This is a genomic window from Nocardia mexicana NBRC 108244, from assembly GCF_001613165.1.
GTDB classification, from domain to species: Bacteria; Actinomycetota; Actinomycetes; order Mycobacteriales; family Mycobacteriaceae; genus Nocardia; species Nocardia mexicana.
Genome location: NZ_BDBV01000108.1, coordinates 23,910 through 44,861 on the forward strand (window position 1 = coordinate 23,910; position 20,952 = coordinate 44,861).

The following is a 20,952-nucleotide window of genomic DNA, read 5'->3' on the forward strand; positions in this document are numbered from 1 at the left end:
GATCAGCGGGGCGCGGCCTCCATGTCCAGGCCCGCGTCGCGCCAGGCGACGATGCCGCCGTCCAGGCTCGCGGCGTCGTAGCCCGCGCGGCGGGCCAGTGCCGCGAACCGCTGCGACACCTCGCCGACCGGGCACACGAAAACCAGTGGGCGCGAACGAGAGAACGGCACCCCCTGCGCCAGCATCTCGTCGAGTTGGTCGTCGCGGATGTTCAGCGCGCCCGGCACGTGCCCGATCCGGTAGGCCATCGCGCCGCGGGTGTCCACGATCGTCGGCCGTGCCGTGGCGTCCAGCTCGGCCAGCGCCTGCGGCGACAGCGCCGGGACCGCCGCCAGTTCCTGTCTCGTCGGTGGCTCGGCGGCGGAACCGCCGCGCCCGAACAGGTCCGGGCGGCGCTTCTTGATATAGGACAGGTACGGCTCGAGCCGGTCGCAGACGATGATCACCGCCACCGTCGGGGTATCGGTGGCGATCGTCGAATAGTCCAGGGCGCCGAGGAAATCCACCGCCGCGGCATAGCTGGCGCCGCTGGTCGGACCGGCGAGGACGCCGTAGCCGGTGGCCAGTTCCAGGGTGGCGTCGATGGCGCGGCCGGATTCGACGGGCAGGATGCGATCGTAGAAGTCGGGCTGGAACAGGCCCACCTCCCACATCTCGGTCTCCGAACGGATGCCGGGGATGAAGTCCGAACGCTCCGACACCACCGCCAGCGCCCGCAGTTCCGGATTGTGCTTGCGCAGATAGGAGGCCGCGCCGCGGGTCGAGCCGGTGGTGCCCAGGCCGCCGACGAGATAGTCGATGCGGTGCACGCCGTCGCGGGCGAGATCCTCGTGGATCTCGCGGCCGGTGCCGTGGTAGTGCGCCTCGACGTTCTTCTCGTTGGTGTACTGCGACGGATGATGGTAGGCGCTAGGGTTTTTCGCCATCGTCGACTCGATCACCGAGTACACGTCGTTGGGGGTCGTGGGGTCCGGGCACTCCGACAGCCCCGGCAGTTCCTCGATCTCGGTGCCGAACAGCTGTAGCAGATCGCGCACCTCGCCCACCTTGATCCGGTTGGTGACCGCGCGCAGCCCGACCCCGTGCAGTGCGCCCAGGATGCGCAGCGCCTTGGCGGTATTGCCGGACGACGCCTCGATGAAGGTCTGCCCGCGGGCGGCGACGGTGTCGAGCTCGTCGCGGATCATGCCCCACGCGACGCGGTCCTTCACCGAGCCGAACGGGTTGTGGGACTCCAGTTTCGCGTACAGCTGCACGTTGGCCAGCCCGTGTACGGCCGGATCCAGTCGCAGCAGCGGGGTGTTGCCGATGAGGTCGGTGATGTGGTCGTAGGCCATCACGCCATCCTGTGGGGGCGCGGGGCGGCGGGCCGCGGTGTGAGGCCGGTGGTGAGCGCGGGCTCGTAATCCACATCGCGGCAGACCTGGAACGCGCCGGAGCGGTGGGCGACGGCCAGCTTCGGCGGCAGCGGATGCATCGAGGCCGTGGCCGCCGACAGGTCGGTGTGGTAGGCGGCGGTATTGGGGAATACCACCAGGTCGCCGGGGCGTGGCCGCCCGTCCAGCCACACCTTGTGGTTGGTGACCAGATCGCGTTCCAGGCACAACCTTCCGGCGAAGAAGACCCCGACCGGGTCGGTCGCGGTGACGGCCTCCCGGTGCGCGACGCTGGGCACGACGATCGGGTCCACCATCACCTCCTGATCGGCCGGGGTGACGGTGTCGCGGCTGAGGTCGAGATTGACCAGCACGCTGCCGTCGGCGGCCTGTTTGACGAATTCGACACGGGCCACGGTGATTCCGGCATGGTCGACCAGCGCCTTGCCCGGCTCCAGCCACAGCTCCAGCATGTTCTCGGCCGCGACCTGGGCGATCGTGCGGCCGCCGTGCGCCTCCAGCGGGGCATCCAGCAGATCGTCGAGCATCCGGGTCGCGGGGACCGTATTGGCGTACTTGTGGAAGACGGGGGTGCCGTGCACGCCGGTGTCGTCGAGATGGAATCCGAAGGTGTTGCCACCCCAGGCCATCGGCTCGCCGCGGCCGAGCAGCGACTCCCGCAGCGCCGCCACGTAGGCGTCGAATCGGTCGGGGTCGGCGGTGAACACCTGGCGGAATCCGCCGCCGATATCGAGCACCGTGGGCGCCAGCCCGTAACCGTAGGCGCGTTCGACCAGGTCCAGGCAGGCCTCCACGGCGCGCACGCGCTCACCCGGTTCGCCGGAATCCAGGTGGAAGGCGAAGCCGCGCAACGTGATCCGGCTGCGGTGCGCCGACAGCACCCGCAGGGCCTGTTCGGCCTCGGCCAGCGCGATGCCGAATCTGCTCACGGCGCTCGCCTCGAACCCCGACATGCGCAGCAGCACCGGCACCCTCGCCCGTTCCCCGGCCAGCTCGGCGATGCGGCGCAACTCCCACAGATTGTCGACATTGACCGTCACCGCGGCGTCGATCAGCTCGCGCAGGAACGCCTCGCCCTTGGGGCCGGTGACCTCGATGCGCATCGGGCCGAACCCGGCGTCGACCGCCGAGGTCAGCTCCCGCGCGGACGCCACGTCGATCGCGATACCGGCGTGCTCGGCGGTGCGCAGGAACGCCCGGGAACGGTTCACCTTGTGGGCGTAGCAGATTCGGTGCCGCGGCAGCCGCCGGTCCAGGACCGCCCGCAGCCGCTGCAGGTTCTCCGCGTACACCTGCGGGAAGACCAGGTGGGCGGGGGAGCCGAAGCGGATCAGCGCGTCCTCGGCGGCGCCGGGGGCATCGAGGAAGGCGCGTACCAGCGGGTGGATCTTGGCCGGTAGCGCGGGGACGGGCCCGGTCATACCGCGGGTTCCGCGGGCCGGGTGGACTCCATGGCGGGACGGGTGCGCACCGGGTTGTAGCCGCCGTCGCGCAGCGCCTCGAACGCCCGGTGGCGATTGCGGGGGCTGCGGAATTCGGCGACGACCCGCTTGCTGATCAGGTCGATGTCGTGCACCCGGATCTGCATCGACTCCAGTACGCCGGTGATGGTGCGCACGCAGTGCTTGCAGTTCATGTCGGGCACGTAGAAGACCTGGTCCTCGGCCGCCAGATCGCCCGTGCCGGGCTCGGTTTCGCCGGGCACCTCGGCCACCGTCAGCCGCACCACGGCCGTGCGGAACAATTCCACGAAACGTTCGACGACCACCGGCAGGATGCTGTAGTGCTCGCCCTCGACATGGTGCGGCATGGCGGCCAGGCAGGCCGGGCGGGTGCCCGGCGGCAGCAGCGCGTATTGCCGGGAGATCAGGTCCAGTTCGTCGTGGTACTTGTCGATGGCCGCCTCCGTCGACAGGCCCTCGGAGGTGGTGGCGCGGCGCATGACGGTGTGTGCCTCGGAGATGGTGGTGTCCTTCATCGCCCGCAGGGTCGCGACCGTGTCGGCGGTGTAGCGGACGGTGCCGTCGGGCTGCACCGCGAAGGTCACCGGGATCATGCCGCGCCGGTAGGTGGAGGCCTGCAGCTCCCAGAACCAGCGCGTCGCCACCGCGCCGAAGATGCCGGAATCCCGCATCCCGCAGGCGAATTCGTCGGCGGTGCGATACGGGGTCCAGCGGGCGAGTAGCGCGTGCTGGGCCAGCGCGCGGCCGCAGGCCTCGATGCCGACCCGGAAGATGTCGATCGGCTCGTGGTCGGTGGTGGTTCCGGCCAGTACCGCCCGATCCCGCGGCGGGACCGCCGAAATGCGTTCGGCCAGAGCGGTTTCGACCTCCAGTCCGTGCCACACCCGCAGCACCGTCTCGCGCATGGCGATGGGCACGATCGGGCCGAGGCCGCCGGAGTGGAAGTGGCCGGTATTGGGGATGCCGTCGGAGTCGGTCCAGGCGATGCGGTGCGTGGCGCTGGTGACCTGGTCGGCCCGGCACGGGCGCATGAACCGCTCCAGGTACAGGCGCTGGGACAGGGTGAGGTGGCTGCCGGGTTCGGAACGTAAAGGCGCGCAGGTGTATTCGATATGGTTCGGCTCCGGTGGCGGGGGATCGTCGAACAACCCGGGCCGGGCCAGTCCGGCCAGAACGCGGGAGGCGGCGCGCCGGTCGTAGCGAGGTGGCGCCTGATCGGTACTCATCGGACCTCCGTGGCAATGGTGGCGAGACACCGCACGAACCGGTCGATCTCGTCGGCGGTGTTGTACAGGTGAGTGCTCACCCGTACCGAATCATCTTCTGCGGCAGTTTCTTTCGGAGTGCTCGTAGGGTCGGGAACGCAGTGTGCGCCGGTGCGGACCAGGAAGCCGTACTCGGCGAGCACGAATCCTAGATCGGTGGCCGAGATTCCGTCGAGGGTGAACGAGACGATGCCGTAACCGGTTTCGCACGGCGCGTGCGCGGGCCCGGGCAGGAATTCCAGGCCGGGCAGCGGGCGCAGGCCGGCGATCAGGCGTTGCGTCAGATCCAGGTTGTGCGCGGCGACCGCGTCGGGCCCGATCTCGCCCAGGAATTCCAGGGCCGCGCCGAGGGCGAGGATGCCGGGGATGTTGTGGGTGCCGCCCTCCAGCTGTTCGGGCATGCGGGTCGGCAGCAGACCCGAACCCGACGGCGCGACGCCGGAATTGCCGCCGGGCAGGAAGGTGCCCAGCCGGTCGTGCACGCGGCGATGGCAATAGAGCACGCCGGTGCCGGGCGCGCCGAACATCTTGTGCGCCGACAAGACCGCGAAATCGGCGCCGAGGTCGGTGACGTCGACGGGCAGGTGCCCGGCGCTCTGGCTGCAGTCGAAACACAGCAGCACCCGGGGATCGAGACGCCCGCGGAGCTCCTCGAGGGTGGTGCGCGCGCCGAAGACGTGATGCAGGTGGCTGACGGTGATCAGCCGGGTGCGCGGCGTCAGCTTGGCGGCGATGTCGTCGATATCGGCCTCGCCGAGCGGGGTGATCCGGTAGGGGACCAGGTGCAGGCGGCGGCCGAATCTGGCGAGGGTGGCCCGCAGCTGGATCCACGGATAGACGTTGGACGCGTGATCGCGTGGACTGTAGAGGATTTCGTCGCCGTCCTCGAGCGTGGCCAGCCCCCACGCCAGTGCCACGGCATTGAGTCCGGCGGTGGCGCCCGCCGTGAAGACCACCTCTTGCGGTGTGGCGCCGAGGAATTCGGCGGTGCGCTCACGCACAGTGTCGAGCGCGCGGGTCAGGCCCGTGGACCACGGGTAGGTGCCGCGCCCGGCATTGGCGGTGCGGCTGCTGTGGTAGCGGTGGATCGCCTCGATCACCGGCCGCGGTTTCTGGGTGGTCGACGCGCTGTCGAGGTAGACGTCGGCGGTCTCGGTGAGGGCGGGGAACAGGGCTCGGACCGCCTCGGGGGAGAACGTCGGCGACGGTTCCCGGACCGCCGGTGGCCCGGCGAGGGCAGACCATGGCGCAGGTGACCGCAACGCGACGCTCCCTTCGGGTCGTACGCTCCGACGCCACCAACGATACGCACTTTTCATGAGGTGTTCGAAGATTCTCGCGGACAACGAGTTTCGCCCGGGTATCCGGCGGGCCCGGGGAGACGATGGCGCGAGGGTGTCGGTACCGGGGAGTACGGTGAGGCCATGGCGCTGACTCCGCGAGAACGTGAAGAGTTCCTGACCGAGGCGCATATCGGTGCGCTGTCGGTCTCCGCGGGCCCCGACCGCGGGCCACTCAACGTGCCGATCTGGTACGACTACACCCCCGGCGGCGAGTTGTGGCTGCTGACCGGGCCGACATCGAAGAAGATGGACCTGATCAAGGCCGCCGGGCGGTTCAGCCTGATGGTCGAGCGCGTGGAACCGACCGTCAGGTATGTGACGGCGGAGGGTCCGGTCACCCGGATCGCCGAGTCCACCGACGAGCTGCACGAGGCGATGGTGCGCCGCTATCTGGCTCCGGAGAATGTCCCCGGCTACCTGAAATTCGCCGAGAGCCTCGGTCCGCAGTCCGTGGTCTACATGCGCCCGGAGCACTGGCTGTCGGCGGACCTGGGCGACACCCGCGAACTCTGACGGGCCTCACCGCCACCTGGGTGCGGGTGCTTGCGGCGCGGTGCCATGCGCGCCGGTGCGACATCGCTCGACGGCCGTCGTAGGGGCCTGTCGACACTGTCGAAAGAAGTGGGCTGCGCTGCGCAATCGGGCTCGGTACCGTGTGCGCGGTGAGTAACTCGAGCGTGGGGGCGAGGGTGCTGGCGGTCCTCGGCGACCCGCGCCAGGGCGGACTGCCCGCGACCGCGCGCGACGATGCCGTCACGGCGGCGCTGTCGGTGTGGCTGGTCGGCGGGCTGCTGCTCGACGCCTGGGCACATGCGAGCGTGCCCGAGCCGGAGCCGTTCTCCACTCCCTGGCAGGCGGTGTTCTACACCGGATTCCTGGCGCTCGCGGGGTGGACCCTGCTGTTGGTGCGGCGCGGTGTCCGCGGCGGCCTGCGCGGGGCCGCCGCCGTGCCGCTGGGCTATCGCGCCGCCTTGCCCGCGCTGATCGGCGCCGTGCTGTCGGTGGCGGGGGACCTGGTGTGGCACATCGCGTTCCACGGCACCGCCGAGGTCGTGGACGTCCAGTTCGGTCCCGCCCACCTCGGGCTGGCCGCGTCGGTCTTCGTCCTGGTCACCACGCCGGTGCGCTCGGCGATGTCGCGCGCCGACATCGGCGCGGCGCCGCCGCTGCGGCTGCTGTGGCCCGCGTTGCTGGCCTGCGGTGCGGCCGCCGCACTGGTGGTGCTGTTCCTGGGCTACGGGAACGCGGCCGCCTACTCCGCGGTACGGATCGTGGAGGTGCTCTCGCAGCCGGGCGGGCCGCAGGTGCGCGCGCTGGCGGCGGCCGTGGTGATCAGCACCGCGGTACTGCTGCTACCGCTGCTGTTCGCGGCGCGGCGCTGGCGGCTGCCGTTCGGCGCGGCGCTGCTGACCATGCTGCCCGCGGTGGCGATGTCCGGTGCCGAGACCGACGGGCGCAACGTGAGCATTCTCGTCGCCTTCGCCGTCGCGGCCGTCGGCGTGGATCTGCTGGCGCTGTGCCTGGATCCGGCGGCGGACCGCCCGGCCGCCTACTGGGGGTTCGCCGGTGCCGCCGCGCTGTTCACCTGGGGCCTGTACGTCGGGGTGGCCGCCGCCGCGGCGGGCAGCATGCCCCCCGTGGTGGAACTGTGGACCGGGTTGCCGATCGCCGCCGCCCTGGTCGGGTGGCTGCTGGGCGTGCTCATGCTGCCGGCCCGCGGCATCGGGGCGCGATGAATCCCGGCCTGCGCGGTGATCGAGAGAGCATGCGCTGACTTGCGGGCTCAGTTGCCCGCCGGGTCGGGGCCGCCGGGATTGCAGCGCGCCTGCACGGTGCCCTGGTAGTCGAGCGCGGGACGCCACGGCTCCAGATTCCAGCTCGGCTTGTTCGGGGCGACCAGGCGGGCCCAGTCCCAATGGCATTTGAACTGGTCGTACATCCCGGGACTGTCGGCGTCGGGGGACTGGGCGATCACCTCGCCCCACGCCCGGTCCAGGGCGGCCGGGAAGGTGTCGGCACGCCCGGCCGGAGTCGGATACACGTGCAGGCGGCGGCCGTCGGGATCGTCGGTCCACTCGGTGCGCTCCACGAGCGGGCTGTCGGCGAACTGGTCGACCGTCGGGGTGGCCGCGATCGGCCGTGCCGTCGAGGTCGGCGTGGGCTTCGCCGCGGCCTCGGCGGGTGCCGTCGTGGCGGGCGGACCCACCGCGACCGGCGGGGATTCGTCGGCGGTGCCGCAGCCCGCCGCGGTCAGAGCACCCGCGAACAGGAGCGCCCCACCGACTCGCCCGACGCTGTCCCGCACTCGCAACTCCCTGACCGATCGTGCCTGTCCCCGCGCTCGCCACGCTACCCGGTCGCCGCGCGGGCGGTGCAATTCGCTTGCCGCCGAGCCGGATGCGGACAGGCCCGGAAGATCGACCTGGCGCCGCGCGGGTTCCGGCCACGTAGAGTAGGACGGGTGGCCGCACAGCTGACCAAGGGGCAGGTCGACCGCTTGAGGGTCGACGACATCGTCGTATCGGTTCGACACGGCGAATCGGTGGATGTCGCGGCGTTACTGCTCAACTCGGCCGGCCGGGTGCGCGGCGAGAACGACCTCATCTTCTACAACCAGCCCACGGTCCCCGGCATGCGCCTGGTGCCCGGCCAGTCGACGCTGGCGATCGGGCTGCGCGAGCTACCCACCGACATCGAACACGTGCGGGTGGTCCTCTCGCTCGACGACCCGCAGACGAACTTCGGCGATTTCGCCCCGCCACAGGTCCGCATCGAGGACGACGCCGGAAATCCGGTGTACGAGTTCGTGATCGACGCCCTGGGCCCGACGGCGACGGCGATCGCCTTCGATCTGGACCGCGCGGGCGCGGACTGGCAGCTGCGGGTGCAGGGGGAGGGATATCCGGGCGGATTCCGCGACCTGGTCACCGCGCACGGGGTGCACCTGCGCGGCGCGGAACCCGAACCGGCCTATATCGGCCCGGCCGTGCTCGACCCGGGCCAGGAGGTGGCGCTCAACGAGATCCGCAAGGGTGAGCTGTCGCTGGTGAAGATGGCGGTCGGCTGGGATCCGGTCAAGGTGCACGGTCCGCGCGGGCTGCGTGAGCTCGAGATCGACCTGGACGCCTCGGCGCTGCTGTTCGTGGGGCGCAACATCCGCGATGTGGCCTTCCATCAGCAGCTGGCCTCCAAGGACGGCGCGGTGCGGCACTCCGGAGACAATATGACCGGTGAGGGCAAGGGCGACGACGAGGTGATCACCGTCGACCTGGCCCGCCTGTCACAGGAGGTGTCCACGGTCGTCTTCGTGGTCACCTCCTACGCCGGGCACACCTTCGAACGAATCCGCAACGGCTACTGGCGCATGATCGACGGCACCAGCAACGCCGAACTGGCGCGGGGCAGCCTGCGCGGCGGTGGCCCGCAGACCGCGATGGTGGTGGCGAAGGTGTATCGCGAGGACGGGATCTGGCGGCTGGCCTCGATCGGCGCACCCATTCAGGCCGGGCATCCGGTCGAGGCGGTGCAGCAGGTGTCGCCGTACCTGTAGCGCCGTTCCGTCTCGCGGCCGGATGAGTTGCCGGGCCGGGCCGCTCCGGCCGCAGTATTGCCGGGACTGGTAGTCCGCGCCCGACGGCCCTACGATGTGCTGGCGCGAGAACAGGCCCGGCAGACGCGCGGTCGTCCGGCGGGCGTTGTCCGGATCGTTGCTGTGTGGCCGTTCGGGCGCGGCGGGGTTTGTGCAGGAGAGAGTCGACCGTAGGGGCGAGATGACATCACCGGCTGTGAAATGTCTTGTCTGGGAAGTGGACAACACGCTGTGGGACGGCGTGGTCTGCGATTCCACGAGCGGGGCGCTGCGGCCGGACGCGGTCCGGGCGCTGCGCACGCTGGCGCGGCGCGGCGTGGTGCACGCGGTGGCCAGCCGCGGCGAATGGGCGTGGACCACCGAGAAATTGCACCGGCACGGCCTGGACGCCGCCTTCGCCGCCGTCGAGGTCGGCTGGGGCCGCAAGTCCGCCGCCATCCGGCGCATCGCCGAGGGACTGCGCATCGGCCTCGACGCGGTCGGCTACCTCGACGCCGAACCCCTCGAACGCAGCGAGGTGGGCCACGCGCTGCCGCAGGTCCGCTGCTACGCCGCCCGCCACACCGACGTCCTCACCGCCCTCCAGGAATTCCGCCCCACCACCTCCACCACACCCCCGCCCACATCCCCCATGGGCTTCGCCCACATCTCCGCCCACTGACCGCCTCCGGCCCACTTCCCGCACTTCGCCATTGATTCCGCACCACTTGCACCGAGTGCATCAACACGCCCGGGGTGCGAGAACCTGACACCAACCCGCCCACCTTCACGCACCCGGGGTTGATTCCCGCACCGGCTGCAGCACTTGCAGCGAGTGCGAGAACGCGTGCGGGGTGCGGGAATTGGAGTTCTGCCGACCGGTAGGGGACGGTCGTGCGCGGGGCGCGGCGGTGGGATTGTCATGGATCGCCGACCGATTCGAGCCGAAGACTTCCACGCACCGCCGCACCGAGACAGGGAGCGGGCGGGGTCGGAAGTGTGGCTGGTGTTGTGCGACAGGATGTCTCAGCACCGGTCCGGCGCAGCGTGCATCGTTGCATCGAATGCATGTCGGCGCGATGCGCAATCGCGGGGGGTGGTGGGCGCCGATCAGGCTGTGTCGCGGCGGATTTCGACGATCGGGAGGACCAGGGCGGCGGGGGCGTCGGCGGGGACGACCGGATTGCGCGGGGCCACCGGGGCGATGCGTTCGTAGGGGGAGTGCTGGGGCGGGCGGGAGTCGATTTCGCCCTTGTTGGGCCACAGGGATGCGGCGCGCTCGGCCTGGGCGGTGATGGTGAGCGACGGGTTGACGCCGAGGTTGGCCGAGACCGCGGCGCCGTCGACGACGCTGAGGGTCGGGTAGCCGTAGACGCGGTGGTAGGGGTCCAGCACGCCGTGCTCCGGATCGGCTCCGATGGCGGCGCCGCCGAGGAAGTGCGCCGTGAGCGGAATGTTGAAGATCTCGCCCCAGCTGCCGCCCGCGGTGCCGCCGATCTTGTCGGCCACCCGCCGGGTGACGTCGTTGCCCGCCGGGATCCAGGTCGGATTGGGTTCGCCGTGGCCCTGTTTCGAGGTGAGCTTGCGCCCGAACAGGCTCCGCTTGGTGTAGGTGGTGATCGAGTTGTCCAGGTGCTGCATCACCAGCGAGATAACGGTGCGCTCGCTCCAGTTCTTCACGCTCAGCATCGACACCAGCCGCACCGGGTGGCGCAGCACCTCCAGCAGGAACCGCAGCCAGCGCGGAATGCGCCCGCCGCCGTCGACCATGAGCGTCTGCAACAGACCCATGGCATTGGAACCCTTGCCGTAGCGCACCGGTTCGATATGCGTGTCGGCGGTGGGATGGATGGAGGAGGTGATGGCGACGCCGCGGGTGAAATCGCGGTCCGGGTCGACCTTGCGGGTCGCGGCCCCGACGATCGACTCGGAATTGGTCCGGGTCAACTCGCCCAGCCGCGGCGACAGCCCGGGCAGAATCCCCTTGTCGCGCATGGCGAACAGCAGCTGCTGGGTGCCGCGGGTGCCCGCCGCGAGCACCACCTGACCGGCGGTGAACGACTTCGGTGACTTGCGGAGCCAGGCGCCCGTGCGCTCGGTGTCGACCTGCCACGAGCCGCCGTTCAGCGGCCGCACCGCGGTGACCGTCGTCATCGGAATCACCTGCGCCCCGGCCTTTTCCGCCAGGTACAGGTAGTTCTTCACGAGGGTGTTCTTGGCGCCGTGCCGGCAGCCGGTCATGCATTCACCGCATTCGATGCAGCCGGTGCGATCGGGGCCGACGCCGCCGAAGTACGGATCGGACACGGTCTCTCCGGCCTCGCCGAAGAACACCCCGACCGGCGTCTGCACGAACGTGTCGCCCACGCCCATGTCGTCGGCCACCTGCCGGAAGACCTCGTCGGCCGGGGTCATGTGCGGATTGCGCACCACCCCGAGCATCTTGGTGGCCTGCGCGTAGTAGGGCGTGAGCTCGGCGCGCCAATCGGTGATGTCGCGCCACTGCGCGTCGTTGAAGAACGGGTCCGGCGGCACGTAGAGCGTGTTGGCGTAGTTGAGCGAGCCGCCGCCCACCCCGGCGCCGCCGAGGATCAGCACATCGCGCAGCAGGTGGATGCGCTGGATGCCGTAGCAGCCCAGCTTCGGCGCCCACAGGAATTTGCGCAGGTCCCAGCTGGTCTCGGGTAGCTGGTCGTCGGCGAATCGCCGCCCGGCCTCGAGTACGCCGACGCGATAGCCCTTCTCCACCAGTCGCAGCGCGGTGACGCTGCCGCCGAACCCCGACCCCACGATGAGGACGTCGAAATCGGTATCGGGCTCGGCCATGTGCAGCTCCTTGCTCGAGGTCGCCGGTGACGTCTGCAACATTACTCCCGAGTACGGGTAGCTGTGTCGCGCGGTACCCCATAACCGGTCCGAGTTCGCGAGCGGTGCTCTCGATATGGCAAGGTGGGGGAATGGCCTCCACGACGCCGCGGGCGCGAGCCCGCGCCCGCACCATGGAAGACATCGTGCGCATCGGGCGCGAACATCTCGCGGTGCACGGCGCCGCCGCGCTGTCGCTGCGGGCGGTAGCGCGCGATCTCGGCGTGGTCTCCTCGGCCGTCTACCGGTACGTCCGCAGCCGCGACGAACTGCTCACCCTGCTCGTCGTCGACGGCTACACCGAACTCGCCGACGCGGTCGACGCCGAACTCGCCGCCGCACCCGCCGATCCCGCCACGCAGTTGCGGGTCGTCGGACGCGCCGTGCGGAACTGGGCGCTGGCCGAGCCCGCCCGCTACGGGCTGCTGTTCGGCACGCCGGTACCCGGCTACGAGGCGCCCGCGGAGCAGACGGTGGCGCCGGGTACCCGGGTGATCGGCTCTTTGCTGACGGTCCTCGAAAGCGCCTATCGCGCGGACCTTCTCACCGCGCCGGACCCGGTGCCGCCGGTATCGGACGCCATGGCAGCGGATTTGGTGCGCATCCGCGGGGAATTCGAGCTGCGACTGCCCGATTGGGTGCTGGTGCGGGGAATCGCGGTGTGGACGGGCCTGTTCGGGGCGGTGAGCTTCGACGTCTTCGACATGTACGGAGCGCGCACCTTCGCCGACCGGGCCGAGGTATTCGAGCGCCAACTCGACAGCCTCTGTGCGATGGTGGGATTGGGCGGCGCGCCGGACGGGTAAACACGCAGTGGATTGTGTATTCGTCGTGGTCATGGTGCAGGATGTCCGCGGTTGTGGTGCAAGATCACAGCCCTGACGACGCGCATTCTCAGCTTCCCCACAGCACGGTGATGTGAAACTGTACGGCGAGATGAACGACGATACCGATCAGTTCCCGGTGGTGCCCGATCCGCGCCGCGGTGGTCGCCATGCCCGGCATACGGGGCGTGTGCAGCCGGACGCCGCCGATCGGTCCGGTCAACCGCCCGCGCATGCTCGGCGCGAGGAGCGCGAGGGCGGGATTCGTCGTCGGCGGGACGAGCCGCCGGAATCGGGTCCCGGCGGTGCGCGGACGGACGGCGGGAACCGGCGACGTGGCGCCGCGGAATCGGGTGCGCCGGTTCGCCGTCCGCGCGCGGAGGGTGCCGACCCCAGGCCACCGGCCCGTCGTAGCCGCGCCGAGGGGGAGCGTCCGTCCCGTCGCGGAGATGCGGAGCGGGCGGATGACGAGCGCCCGGTGCGGGACGCCCGTGCCGAGAGCGGTCCGGCGCGCCGGGGACGTGTCCGCGGTGCCGGATACCCCGTACTCGATATCGGCGACGAGGATTCGGCCCGTGCAGGCGCAGCGGGAAGTGCGGCGCGTGGCCCCGAGGGGGAGGCTGCCGGTGCCGGTCACGGGCGGAGGCGGAAGGGCCGCCGTACCGACGCCGATGAGGCGGCGATGGCGGCCGCGGGAGCGCCTCGGCGCAGAAGCGGCGAGCCGACGGGCAATGCCGACAGCCCAACCGACCGGTACGTTCCCGCACCGGAGAATCGGCGCACCCGCCGGGCGCAGCAACGCCACAGCAAGGCGGGCCGGGCGGCACGGATCGGTGGCCGGCTGCTGGCCGCCGCGACCGCCGTGATCGTGGTGTCGGGCACCGGATTCGCCTACTACACCGAGCGCAGCCTCGATTCCGGCTTCACACGGTCCAATGCGATCAGCGCCGAGGACGCCGCGGCACTGGACGGCGATATGAACCTGCTGCTGATCGGCCTGGACACCCGCAAGGACCAGAACGGCAACGACCTGCCCAAGAACATCCTCGACCAGTTGCACGCCGGGGACGGCACCGAGGGCGGCTACAACGCCAATTCGCTGATCCTGGTGCACATTCCGAAGGATCTGAAGAAGATCACCGCCTTCTCCATCCCGCGCGACGACTACGTCGCCGTCAGCGGGATCCCCGGCTACGACCACGCCAAGATCAAGGAGGCGTACGGGCTGAAGAAGGCGCACGTCGAACAGAAGCTCGAGAACCAGGGCGTGTCGGACAAGGTCGAGCTGGAGCGCAAGGGGCGCGAGGCCGGGCGCGAATCCATCGTGCAGACGGTCAAGCAGCTCACCGGGGTGCCGATCAACCGCTTCGCCGAGGTCTCGCTGATCGGCTTCTACGACATCGCCAATATTCTCGGCGGCGTCGACGTCTGCCTCAACGCGCCCGTCGACGACGAGTACTACTCCGGCGCTGTGTTCCCGGCCGGGCCCCAGCATCTCGACGCCGCCAATGCGCTGTCGTTCGTGCGGCAGCGGCACGGCCTGCAGAACGGCGACCTCGACCGGACCCATCGCCAGCAGGCGTTCCTCACCTCGGTCGCCAAGCAGCTCAAGGACTCCGGCACCATGACCAATGTCGGCAAGCTGCAGCAGCTGATCCAGATGGCGCAGGACGACATCGTGCTGTCGCAGGGCTGGAATCTCATCGACTTCGCCCAGACGATGGGCAAGGCGGGCTCCATCCCGATCGAATTCCAGACCCTGCCGGTGAAGGGGTACCAGACCGTCAACGGCCAGGAAGTGAACATCGTCGACCCGGCGCTGATCAAGAAGACCGTGCGCGCGGCATTCGGCATGCAGGCCCCGCAACCGGCCGAACCCACCACGACGCCGACCAGCACCGTGGACGTCGTGAACTCCGGCGGGCCCACGGGGATGGCGGGCAAGGTGTCGACGGCATTGTCGGAGAAGGGATTCGCCAAGGGCGAGATCGGCAATGCCGCCTACGGGGACGGGTCCAGTTCGGTGGTCTACTACGGGACCGGCGCCGATGTCGACGCCACCCAGGCGGCGGATATGCTCGGCGGGCTGCCCACCGCCCCCTCCAAGACCGTGCAGTCCGGGCACGTGAAGATCGTGATCGGCAGCGATTTCACCATGCCCGACGAATTGAGTAGCGGCACGACATCGTCCGGGACGTCCGGTTCGTCCACGACATCCGGCAGCTCCGCCACCGGCTCGTCGACCTCCGCGGCGGGCGATCCGCCCCCCGACTCCGGGAAACCGATGACCACGAGCATCGGGTCCGATATTCCCTGCGTGAACTGAGGGTCGCGGGTCAGGGTCTGCGGCCCCGAATCGTGTGCATCAGATACGAGTTCATGACCAGGTCCGGATCCTCGAGCAAGGTCAGGAACCGCCGGATCTCCTCGGCGGTGGCGAGACCGCGCGCCACGAGTTCGCGGCGCACCTGAACGGTGTTGGCGCGGTGCAGTTTCGCGCCGAGCGAGCCGCCCGTCCAGGACTCGCTGTGCGAGCGCTGCGCGAGATCGACGAATCCGGCCCGGCGCATGGCCGACAGGGCGTGCCGCCCCCAGTCCGGATCACCGCCGCGCGCGTAGATCAGCTGGTGGATGCCGTCGGTGACCCTCGCGTACAGCGCGGCATCGCCCGGGCCGGGAGCCGCGAGCAGCGGGAGATAGGAGCAGTCGAATTCGTCGAGCACCAGGACGCCGCCCGGTTTCAGGGTGTGGCGGATCCGGTCGAGCGCGTGCAGGCGTCCCGGCAGATGCAGCAGGACCAGCCTCGCGTGCACGAGATCGTATGTGGCGGAGGGGAGTTCGTCGGTGGTGATGTCGTGCCGCAGCACCTCGACACCGTCGTCGGTGTGCCGCATGCGGGACGGATCGATATCGGTGGCCACGACCTGGCCGGTCGGCCCCACCTGCTGCGCCAGCCACCGCGCCATCGAGCCCCCACCGCCGCCCACCTCCAGGCACCGCCACCCGCGCCCGACGCCGAACTCCCGCAGCCGCTCGATGCTCACGGCGTCGTACACGGCCTCCAACACCCGGAACCGATCCTCGGTCTCGGTCGCCGCATTGTCGAAAACATAGGCCATGGTCGTCGGTTCACGTCGGGGACATTCGGCTGCCACGACGGCAGTGCCGACAGTGTCCCGCCCCCTGGCAAAGGCGGGCAAAACCCTGGTTATGGTGCCCCGGGCACTAGGGTCGGAGCGTGCCGCTCACACGTCCTTCCGCTCACACGTCGAACGAAGTTGCTGCGTGCGTTGCGGCGCCGAATCGGCGGACGGACAAGCGAGTAATCCTCGGCCGTTGCTCGATGATCCGATAGGCGGCATCAAGCGCTGGGTCGAGAGAATTATCGAATTCCGCCCGTACCACCAAAGATCTTCCTGTAAGGCCGATACAACTGTGTGGCAGGTCGAAACCAGCGCGACGTACCGGTAGGTACGCCATGGATGCGGGAATCGAGTGATCTATTGCACGGCCAGTACGCGAAAAAGGTTGCATACAGTAGCATTTGATGTCGGTTTTGCCACGCACGGTCGACGGGGCATCGGTCGTGTGAGCCGAGGGAGACTGCCGATGGCCCAGCCGAAATCCCGCAGCATCGACCGGGAACTCACTCCGCCGCAACAGCATTCGGATGCGATGCGCCGGTGGACCACGATCAGCGCGATCGCGGCGATGGTGGGCGTCGTCATCGCGGTGGCCGCATGGTTGATGCCGCGCACCGGGTCCGAAGGTAGCCCGGTGAGCGCCGCACCGGGCTCCTCCGGAGCTCCGTTGCCGGCGCCGTCGATTTCCGAATCGACAACCACTTCGCAAAGGTCCGCGGAAGACACCGGCTGCCCCGCCCGCGCCCAGCGAATCAGCTCCTACGGATACTCCGCCGGTGACCAGGAATCCGTCCTCGATGTAGCGAACGGGGATTTCAGCGCGGGGTCCAAGATTCTGACCAATAAGGCCGGGCAAATCCTCGGGCAATGCTGGCGTGTGGAGCCGATCGGCCTGAAAACCAAACTCGGCTGGGCGTTGTACAAGATCTCGAATCAGCTCGATGCCGAATCGGTGTTGACGAACGATGACGGCACAGTGGTCCTCGACTCGTACGATCACCGCGCCGCCGGGACCTGGTGGCTGGCCGACTCCAGTCGCGCGGGCTACTACTATATCCACAGCGGCAGCTCCAACGACTGCATCACGGCTCTCGGCGCACGAGGCGCGGTCACCATCCAGGGCTGCGACACCGACCGGGCGACCCAGCTCTGGCAGGTATCGATGGGCGCCTAGCGCCACCGATCCCAGTCGGCAGGAGAGAAAGCAGCGCCGGACCTGCCGCATTCTTGGAGCCCCGGACGCCGACCACGCCGCCCGGCGGGAAGGCGACCTCCACGCAGTCGAGGCCTCCGGAACTCTTGCTGATCTTCCGCCACACGGCGGTGGATAGGTCGGCGGGTGCGTATGGATCACGAGGCGTACTCCCTAGCTCGATTGTCGGGATCGCCGTGTCCAATTCGGCGGTAGGCGAAATATCCACCGGGTGATAACGCTTATAGCTGGGCTCAACGCTTATAGCCGGGCTCGTAGGTAATTCCTCCTGGTTCTCCCAATGATCGAATGTCCAAGACGTGAAGGGGTGTGTTGGATTTCAGATCACGGGACCGACGAACGGATGGTGGGATGCGGGCGGGGGTGCGAGGGGGTCGACTGGCAACCTCTACGATTTCCCCGTGACCGGATACGACGATGCGTTCGAGCACCTCGATACCTCGACACTGCCGCCGCGGCAGCAGCGGATTCTGGCGACCATTCGTGACTGGGTGGTGCGGCACGGGTATCCGCCGAGTACCCGGGAGATCGGGGAGGCCGTCGGCCTGCGGTCCACGTCGTCGGTGTCGAAACATCTGAAAGCGTTGGAGGACAGGGGATTCCTGCGCCGCAGTGACAGCATGTCGCGGCCCATCGACGTGCGGTTGTTCCTGCGGGCCGAGGCGCCGCCCGCGCGCGAGGAGGAGTCGGTGTCGGTGCCGGTGGTCGGCGATATCGCCGCGGGCACCCCGATCCTGGCCGAGGAGCACACCGACGACGTCCTCACGCTGTCGCGCCAACTCGTCGGGCGCGGAACGGTTTTCGGCCTGCGGGTGCGGGGCGATTCGATGATCGACGCCGCGATCTGCGACGGCGACATCGTGGTGGTGCGCCGCCAGCACGAGGCCCATTCGGGAGATATCGTGGCCGCCATGATCGACGAGGAGGCCACGGTGAAGGTCTACCGCCGCCGCAACGGCCACGTCTACCTCGAGCCCCGCAACCCGGCCTACGACACCATCGACGGCGACCGCGCGGTCGTCCTGGGCAAGGTCGTCTCGGTCATGCGCCGCGTCTGAACCGGCGCGAACGATCAGGGGATGTCCGGCTGGGGTTCGCGGGTGACCTGGTCCGGGGATTTGTCGGGGCGCAGGCCGCGCCAGGAGGGGTGGCGGAGGCGGCCGTCGCCGGTCCATTCGGTGAAGGCGACCTCGCCGACGAGTTCGGGGGAGACCCAGACCGCGTCGGGGACATCGGCTTTCACCGTCGGCGCGGAACGTCGCAGCGGGCGCAGGTCGGCGGCGAGGTCGTCGAGCACGGCCTCGGTGAAGCCGGTGCCGACACTGCCGCAAGAGACGAGTTTCCCGGTGTCGTCGTGGATTCCGAGCAGTAGCGAGCCGATCCGGCCGGTGCGGCGGCCGGTGCCGGGGCGCCAGCCGACGATCACCACCTCCTGTTCGCGGACGTTCTTCACCTTGGTCCACAGGTCGCTGCGCCGTCCGGGCAGGTAGCGGCTGTCGAGCCGCTTGCACACGATGCCCTCCAGCCCGCGCCGCCGCGATTCGGCCAGGGCCTCGGCGCCGGTGCCCGGCAGCCGCGGCGGCACCCGCCAGTGCGGGCCTGCCAGCCCGAGCCCCTCCAGCAGTTCGCGGCGCTGCCGGTACGGCAGGTCGATCAGCGGCCGGTCGCCGATGTGGAGCAGGTCGAAGATCATGTAGGTGACCGGGTCGGCCGCGGCGAGCGCGCGGATCCTGGCCTGGTTGCGCAGGTGCATGCGCGGCTGCAGCGCCTCGAAACTGGTGCGGCCCTCGGCGCCGACGGCCACGATCTCCCCGTCGACGACGAAGCGCGGCGCGGCGGGCGCCAGACCGGCCAGCTCCGGCCAGGCCGCGGTGATGTCCTTGTCGTTGCGAGACACCAGGCGCAGCGAGTCTTCGATATATCCGATGGCGCGGATGCCGTCGAACTTGGTTTCGCGGGCCCACCCGTCGTCCGCGGCAGGCAGCGGGCCCGCCACCGCCAGCATCGCCGCGTAGCGCGGCAGCCGACTCATACCCGCCTCCCATCGCTTCCGAACCCGGACGTTGCTGAAGACTTGCCTGATCATACTCGGCGGTCTTCTTTGTGGCGGGAGTGGCGGCCGATGGAGTTCGGGTACGGAGCGCGAAGATTCGACGCGCACCTCGATCGGGTCGCCAAACGGTAGCTGCTGAATTACAGTCCATTCAGGGTGGAAATGCCCGGTGCGGTGGAATCGGCTACGGAGGTGCACGTGGCGGTACGGAATCGGATCGGAACGGCTGTCGCCGCAATGACTTTCGCGGTGCTGTCGACGGCGGTGGTGGCGAGCCCGGCGGCCGCCGACACCGGCGACCCCGTCATCACCTCGAAGAGCCTGCTCGCCGACCCGCGCGCCGCTGACGGCTCCTACATCACCAGGGCCACCGTTCAGGACGATCGCAATATCCGCCTGTACGTCTATTCGGCGGCCATGAACCAGACCTTCCCCGTCGACGTGCAGCGCCCGCGGGACGCGTCGGTACCGCGTCCGGTGCTGTACCTGCTCAACGGCGCCGGCGGCGGCGAGGACAGCGCCACCTGGGATCAGCGCGCCCCGGATACGCTGCGGTTCCTGGCCGACAAGGACGTCAACGTGGTCCAGCCGGTCGGCGGCAAGTGGAGCTACTACACCGACTGGCGCGCGCCGGATCCCGTACTGGGCGTGAACAAGTGGAAGACGTTCTTCACCGAGGAACTGCCGCCGCTGATCGACGGCGCGCTGGGCACCAACGGCCTCAATGCCATTGCGGGCCTGTCCACCTCGGGCACCTCGGTCCTGCAGCTGCCCATCGCCAAACCGGGCCTGTACAAGTCGGTCGCGGCCTACAGCGGCTGCGCGCAGATCTCCGATCCCACCGGCTACACCTTCGTGAACCTGGCGGTCAACCTGTGGGGCGGCGGCAACACCGAGAACATGTACGGCCCCCAGAACGACCCGATGTGGGCCGAGAACGACCCGTACGTGCACGCCGACCAGCTGCGCGGGCTGAATCTGTTCATCTCCAGCGGATCCGGGCTGCCCGGACAGTGGGACGGCCTCGACGGCCCGTATACCCTGCCGGGCGTCGGCGGCTGGGCCAACCAGCTCACCATCGGCGGCGTCATCGAGGCGGCGGTCAACTACTGCAGCCACAACATGCAGGGCAAGCTGGATTCGCTGGGCATCCCGGCGACTTACGATTTCCCGCCCACGGGCACGCACTCGTGGGGCTACTGGCACGACGCGCTGATCAAGTCGTGGCCGGTGCTGGCGGCGGGGCTCGAGTTGCCCGCATAAGGGGCTGACGAAGGGCGCAGCGCAGTGCGGGCGGCGTGCGGGGTCGAACCCGCACACCGCCCGCACGCGAGCCGTCAGTTACCGCAGTGCTGGCCCGGCTTGGTGGTCTGCCAGAGGTCGTCCTCGATGCTGCCGCCCCAATCGATGCACTTGCCCTCGGCCTCGACCTTCGCGAACGCGTACTCCGAGAACTTGCGGCCGTCGTTGATGACCACCGCGTCATGGTCCGAATGCTGGCGCACGGCGGCGGCCATCGGGATTTCCTCACCCGGCTGATCACGGACGGTGACCACGCAGTTCGTCCGGCCGTCGTAGGTGAGGAAGATCGTGCCCTTGTGCTTTCCCTGGTCGAGCCGGTGCTGGTCGATCACCTTGAAGCCCTCACCGCACTGGCCGCGGTAGTCCGCCGCGGAGGCCGTTCCGGGCAGGAAGACAGCCGTACCGGCGGTGATTCCGAGGGCGGCCGCGCACACCGCGAGCGACTTTTTGGCGTTGATCAATGTAGAACCTTTTCCTTCATGTGACATGCAGCGTTTCGCTACTTACCCCGCCCGG

General features: G+C 69.4%; 20 protein-coding genes. 9 read left to right on the top strand and 11 right to left on the bottom strand.

What is annotated here, in order from left to right; all coding sequences use genetic code 11:
* Positions 1–2: 2 nt before the first annotated feature.
* The 4 genes from NM1_RS34795 to NM1_RS34810 are packed head-to-tail and all read right to left on the bottom strand — an operon-like array spanning position 3 to position 5,387.
* Positions 3–1,337, bottom strand: coding sequence for a pyridoxal-phosphate dependent enzyme (locus tag NM1_RS34795; protein ID WP_068030204.1), 1,335 nt, complete (start codon positions 1,335–1,337; stop codon positions 3–5).
* Positions 1,337–2,818 (bottom strand): alanine racemase, encoded by a 1,482-nt coding sequence (locus NM1_RS34800; RefSeq protein ID WP_068030207.1) that lies wholly within the window; start codon positions 2,816–2,818, stop codon positions 1,337–1,339. The genes NM1_RS34795 and NM1_RS34800 overlap by 1 nt, the downstream gene beginning before the upstream one ends.
* The gene (locus tag NM1_RS34805) at positions 2,815–4,086 is read right to left on the bottom strand and encodes a heavy-metal-associated domain-containing protein (RefSeq protein WP_068030209.1); all 1,272 of its coding nucleotides are present in this window, start codon (positions 4,084–4,086) and stop codon (positions 2,815–2,817) included. The genes NM1_RS34800 and NM1_RS34805 overlap by 4 nt, the downstream gene beginning before the upstream one ends.
* Complete coding sequence (locus NM1_RS34810; protein WP_246010680.1) at positions 4,083–5,387, bottom strand: aminotransferase class V-fold PLP-dependent enzyme; 1,305 nt, start codon at positions 5,385–5,387, stop codon at positions 4,083–4,085. Before NM1_RS34810 ends, NM1_RS34805 begins: the two co-directional genes overlap by 4 nt.
* Positions 5,388–5,549: 162 nt before the next feature.
* On the opposite strand from NM1_RS34810, the gene NM1_RS34815 reads away from it, so the two are divergent.
* Complete coding sequence (locus tag NM1_RS34815) at positions 5,550–5,981, top strand: pyridoxamine 5'-phosphate oxidase family protein (protein ID WP_068030211.1); 432 nt, start codon at positions 5,550–5,552, stop codon at positions 5,979–5,981.
* A 149-nt stretch (positions 5,982–6,130) separates the two neighbouring features.
* Positions 6,131–7,204 (top strand): hypothetical protein, encoded by a 1,074-nt coding sequence (locus NM1_RS34820; RefSeq protein ID WP_068030214.1) that lies wholly within the window; start codon positions 6,131–6,133, stop codon positions 7,202–7,204.
* Positions 7,205–7,251: 47 nt separating this feature from the next.
* On the opposite strand, the gene NM1_RS34825 is transcribed toward NM1_RS34820, so the two are convergent.
* Entirely contained in the window at positions 7,252–7,773 is a 522-nt protein-coding gene (locus NM1_RS34825) for a DUF2599 domain-containing protein (RefSeq protein ID WP_246010678.1), read from the bottom strand.
* Positions 7,774–7,929: 156 nt separating this feature from the next.
* Here NM1_RS34825 and NM1_RS34830 point away from each other — a divergent pair, with 156 nt between their 5' ends.
* Both NM1_RS34830 and NM1_RS34835 read left to right on the top strand, forming a co-directional pair.
* Positions 7,930–9,018 carry a TerD family protein gene (locus tag NM1_RS34830; RefSeq protein ID WP_068030220.1) on the top strand — a complete coding sequence of 363 codons (1,089 nt, stop codon included), beginning with the start codon at positions 7,930–7,932 and terminating at the stop codon, positions 9,016–9,018.
* A gap of 220 nt (positions 9,019–9,238) precedes the next feature.
* Positions 9,239–9,718 carry an HAD family hydrolase gene (locus tag NM1_RS34835; protein WP_068030223.1) on the top strand — a complete coding sequence of 160 codons (480 nt, stop codon included), beginning with the start codon at positions 9,239–9,241 and terminating at the stop codon, positions 9,716–9,718.
* Between the two features lie 428 nt (positions 9,719–10,146).
* Here NM1_RS34835 and NM1_RS34840 read toward each other — a convergent pair whose 3' ends face one another.
* Positions 10,147–11,862, bottom strand: coding sequence for a GMC oxidoreductase (locus NM1_RS34840; RefSeq protein ID WP_068030261.1), 1,716 nt, complete (start codon positions 11,860–11,862; stop codon positions 10,147–10,149).
* Between the two features lie 131 nt (positions 11,863–11,993).
* Here NM1_RS34840 and NM1_RS34845 point away from each other — a divergent pair, with 131 nt between their 5' ends.
* Positions 11,994–12,707 carry a TetR/AcrR family transcriptional regulator gene (locus NM1_RS34845; protein ID WP_068030226.1) on the top strand — a complete coding sequence of 238 codons (714 nt, stop codon included), beginning with the start codon at positions 11,994–11,996 and terminating at the stop codon, positions 12,705–12,707.
* An 88-nt stretch (positions 12,708–12,795) separates the two neighbouring features.
* Here NM1_RS34845 and NM1_RS34850 read toward each other — a convergent pair whose 3' ends face one another.
* The gene (locus NM1_RS34850; protein ID WP_068030231.1) at positions 12,796–13,362 is read right to left on the bottom strand and encodes a hypothetical protein; all 567 of its coding nucleotides are present in this window, start codon (positions 13,360–13,362) and stop codon (positions 12,796–12,798) included.
* 45 nt (positions 13,363–13,407) lie between these two features.
* Here NM1_RS34850 and NM1_RS34855 point away from each other — a divergent pair, with 45 nt between their 5' ends.
* On the top strand, positions 13,408–15,051 hold the full coding sequence (locus NM1_RS34855) for an LCP family protein (protein ID WP_084520331.1): 1,644 nt from the start codon (positions 13,408–13,410) through the stop codon (positions 15,049–15,051).
* A gap of 10 nt (positions 15,052–15,061) precedes the next feature.
* Here NM1_RS34855 and NM1_RS34860 read toward each other — a convergent pair whose 3' ends face one another.
* Entirely contained in the window at positions 15,062–15,844 is a 783-nt protein-coding gene (locus tag NM1_RS34860) for a class I SAM-dependent methyltransferase (RefSeq protein ID WP_068030234.1), read from the bottom strand.
* Between the two features lie 490 nt (positions 15,845–16,334).
* On the opposite strand from NM1_RS34860, the gene NM1_RS34865 reads away from it, so the two are divergent.
* The gene (locus NM1_RS34865; RefSeq protein WP_068030236.1) at positions 16,335–17,042 is read left to right on the top strand and encodes an RICIN domain-containing protein; all 708 of its coding nucleotides are present in this window, start codon (positions 16,335–16,337) and stop codon (positions 17,040–17,042) included.
* Here the strand turns inward: NM1_RS34865 and NM1_RS44535 are convergent.
* A complete protein-coding gene (locus NM1_RS44535; protein WP_307719349.1) occupies positions 16,978–17,289 on the bottom strand; it encodes a DUF397 domain-containing protein in 312 nt (103 codons plus the stop codon). The two genes, NM1_RS34865 and NM1_RS44535, sit on opposite strands and share 65 nt — an antisense overlap.
* A 193-nt stretch (positions 17,290–17,482) precedes the next feature.
* Between NM1_RS44535 and lexA the strand changes: the two genes are divergently transcribed.
* Complete coding sequence (gene lexA / locus NM1_RS34870) at positions 17,483–18,139, top strand: transcriptional repressor LexA (protein ID WP_068030239.1); 657 nt, start codon at positions 17,483–17,485, stop codon at positions 18,137–18,139.
* Positions 18,140–18,153: 14 nt separating this feature from the next.
* Here the strand turns inward: lexA and ligD are convergent, their stop codons facing one another.
* Positions 18,154–19,113: a non-homologous end-joining DNA ligase gene (ligD, locus tag NM1_RS34875; protein ID WP_068030242.1), complete on the bottom strand. Its 960-nt coding sequence runs from the start codon at positions 19,111–19,113 to the stop codon at positions 18,154–18,156.
* 258 nt (positions 19,114–19,371) lie between these two features.
* Here ligD and NM1_RS34880 point away from each other — a divergent pair, with 258 nt between their 5' ends.
* Entirely contained in the window at positions 19,372–20,397 is a 1,026-nt protein-coding gene (locus tag NM1_RS34880) for an alpha/beta hydrolase (protein ID WP_068030264.1), read from the top strand.
* Between the two features lie 74 nt (positions 20,398–20,471).
* Here the strand turns inward: NM1_RS34880 and NM1_RS34885 are convergent, their stop codons facing one another.
* On the bottom strand, positions 20,472–20,897 hold the full coding sequence (locus NM1_RS34885; protein WP_084520332.1) for a hypothetical protein: 426 nt from the start codon (positions 20,895–20,897) through the stop codon (positions 20,472–20,474).
* Positions 20,898–20,952: the final 55 nt, after the last annotated feature.

Bases quoted from the DNA above. Each gene is read 5' to 3' on its own strand.
- NM1_RS34815 (WP_068030211.1), top strand. From the start codon at position 5,550: ATGGCGCTGACTCCGCGAGAACGTGAAGAGTTCCTGACCGAGGCGCAT.
- NM1_RS34865 (WP_068030236.1), top strand. From the start codon at position 16,335: ATGGCCCAGCCGAAATCCCGCAGCATCGACCGGGAACTCACTCCGCCG.
- NM1_RS34795 (WP_068030204.1), bottom strand. From the start codon at position 1,337: ATGGCCTACGACCACATCACCGACCTCATCGGCAACACCCCGCTGCTG.
- NM1_RS34845 (WP_068030226.1), top strand. From the start codon at position 11,994: ATGGCCTCCACGACGCCGCGGGCGCGAGCCCGCGCCCGCACCATGGAA.
- NM1_RS34880 (WP_068030264.1), top strand. From the start codon at position 19,372: ATGACTTTCGCGGTGCTGTCGACGGCGGTGGTGGCGAGCCCGGCGGCC.
- NM1_RS34800 (WP_068030207.1), bottom strand. From the start codon at position 2,818: ATGACCGGGCCCGTCCCCGCGCTACCGGCCAAGATCCACCCGCTGGTA.
- NM1_RS34840 (WP_068030261.1), bottom strand. From the start codon at position 11,862: ATGGCCGAGCCCGATACCGATTTCGACGTCCTCATCGTGGGGTCGGGG.
- NM1_RS34805 (WP_068030209.1), bottom strand. From the start codon at position 4,086: ATGAGTACCGATCAGGCGCCACCTCGCTACGACCGGCGCGCCGCCTCC.
- NM1_RS34855 (WP_084520331.1), top strand. From the start codon at position 13,408: ATGGCGGCCGCGGGAGCGCCTCGGCGCAGAAGCGGCGAGCCGACGGGC.
- NM1_RS34835 (WP_068030223.1), top strand. From the start codon at position 9,239: ATGACATCACCGGCTGTGAAATGTCTTGTCTGGGAAGTGGACAACACG.
- ligD (WP_068030242.1), bottom strand. From the start codon at position 19,113: ATGAGTCGGCTGCCGCGCTACGCGGCGATGCTGGCGGTGGCGGGCCCG.
- NM1_RS34860 (WP_068030234.1), bottom strand. From the start codon at position 15,844: ATGGCCTATGTTTTCGACAATGCGGCGACCGAGACCGAGGATCGGTTC.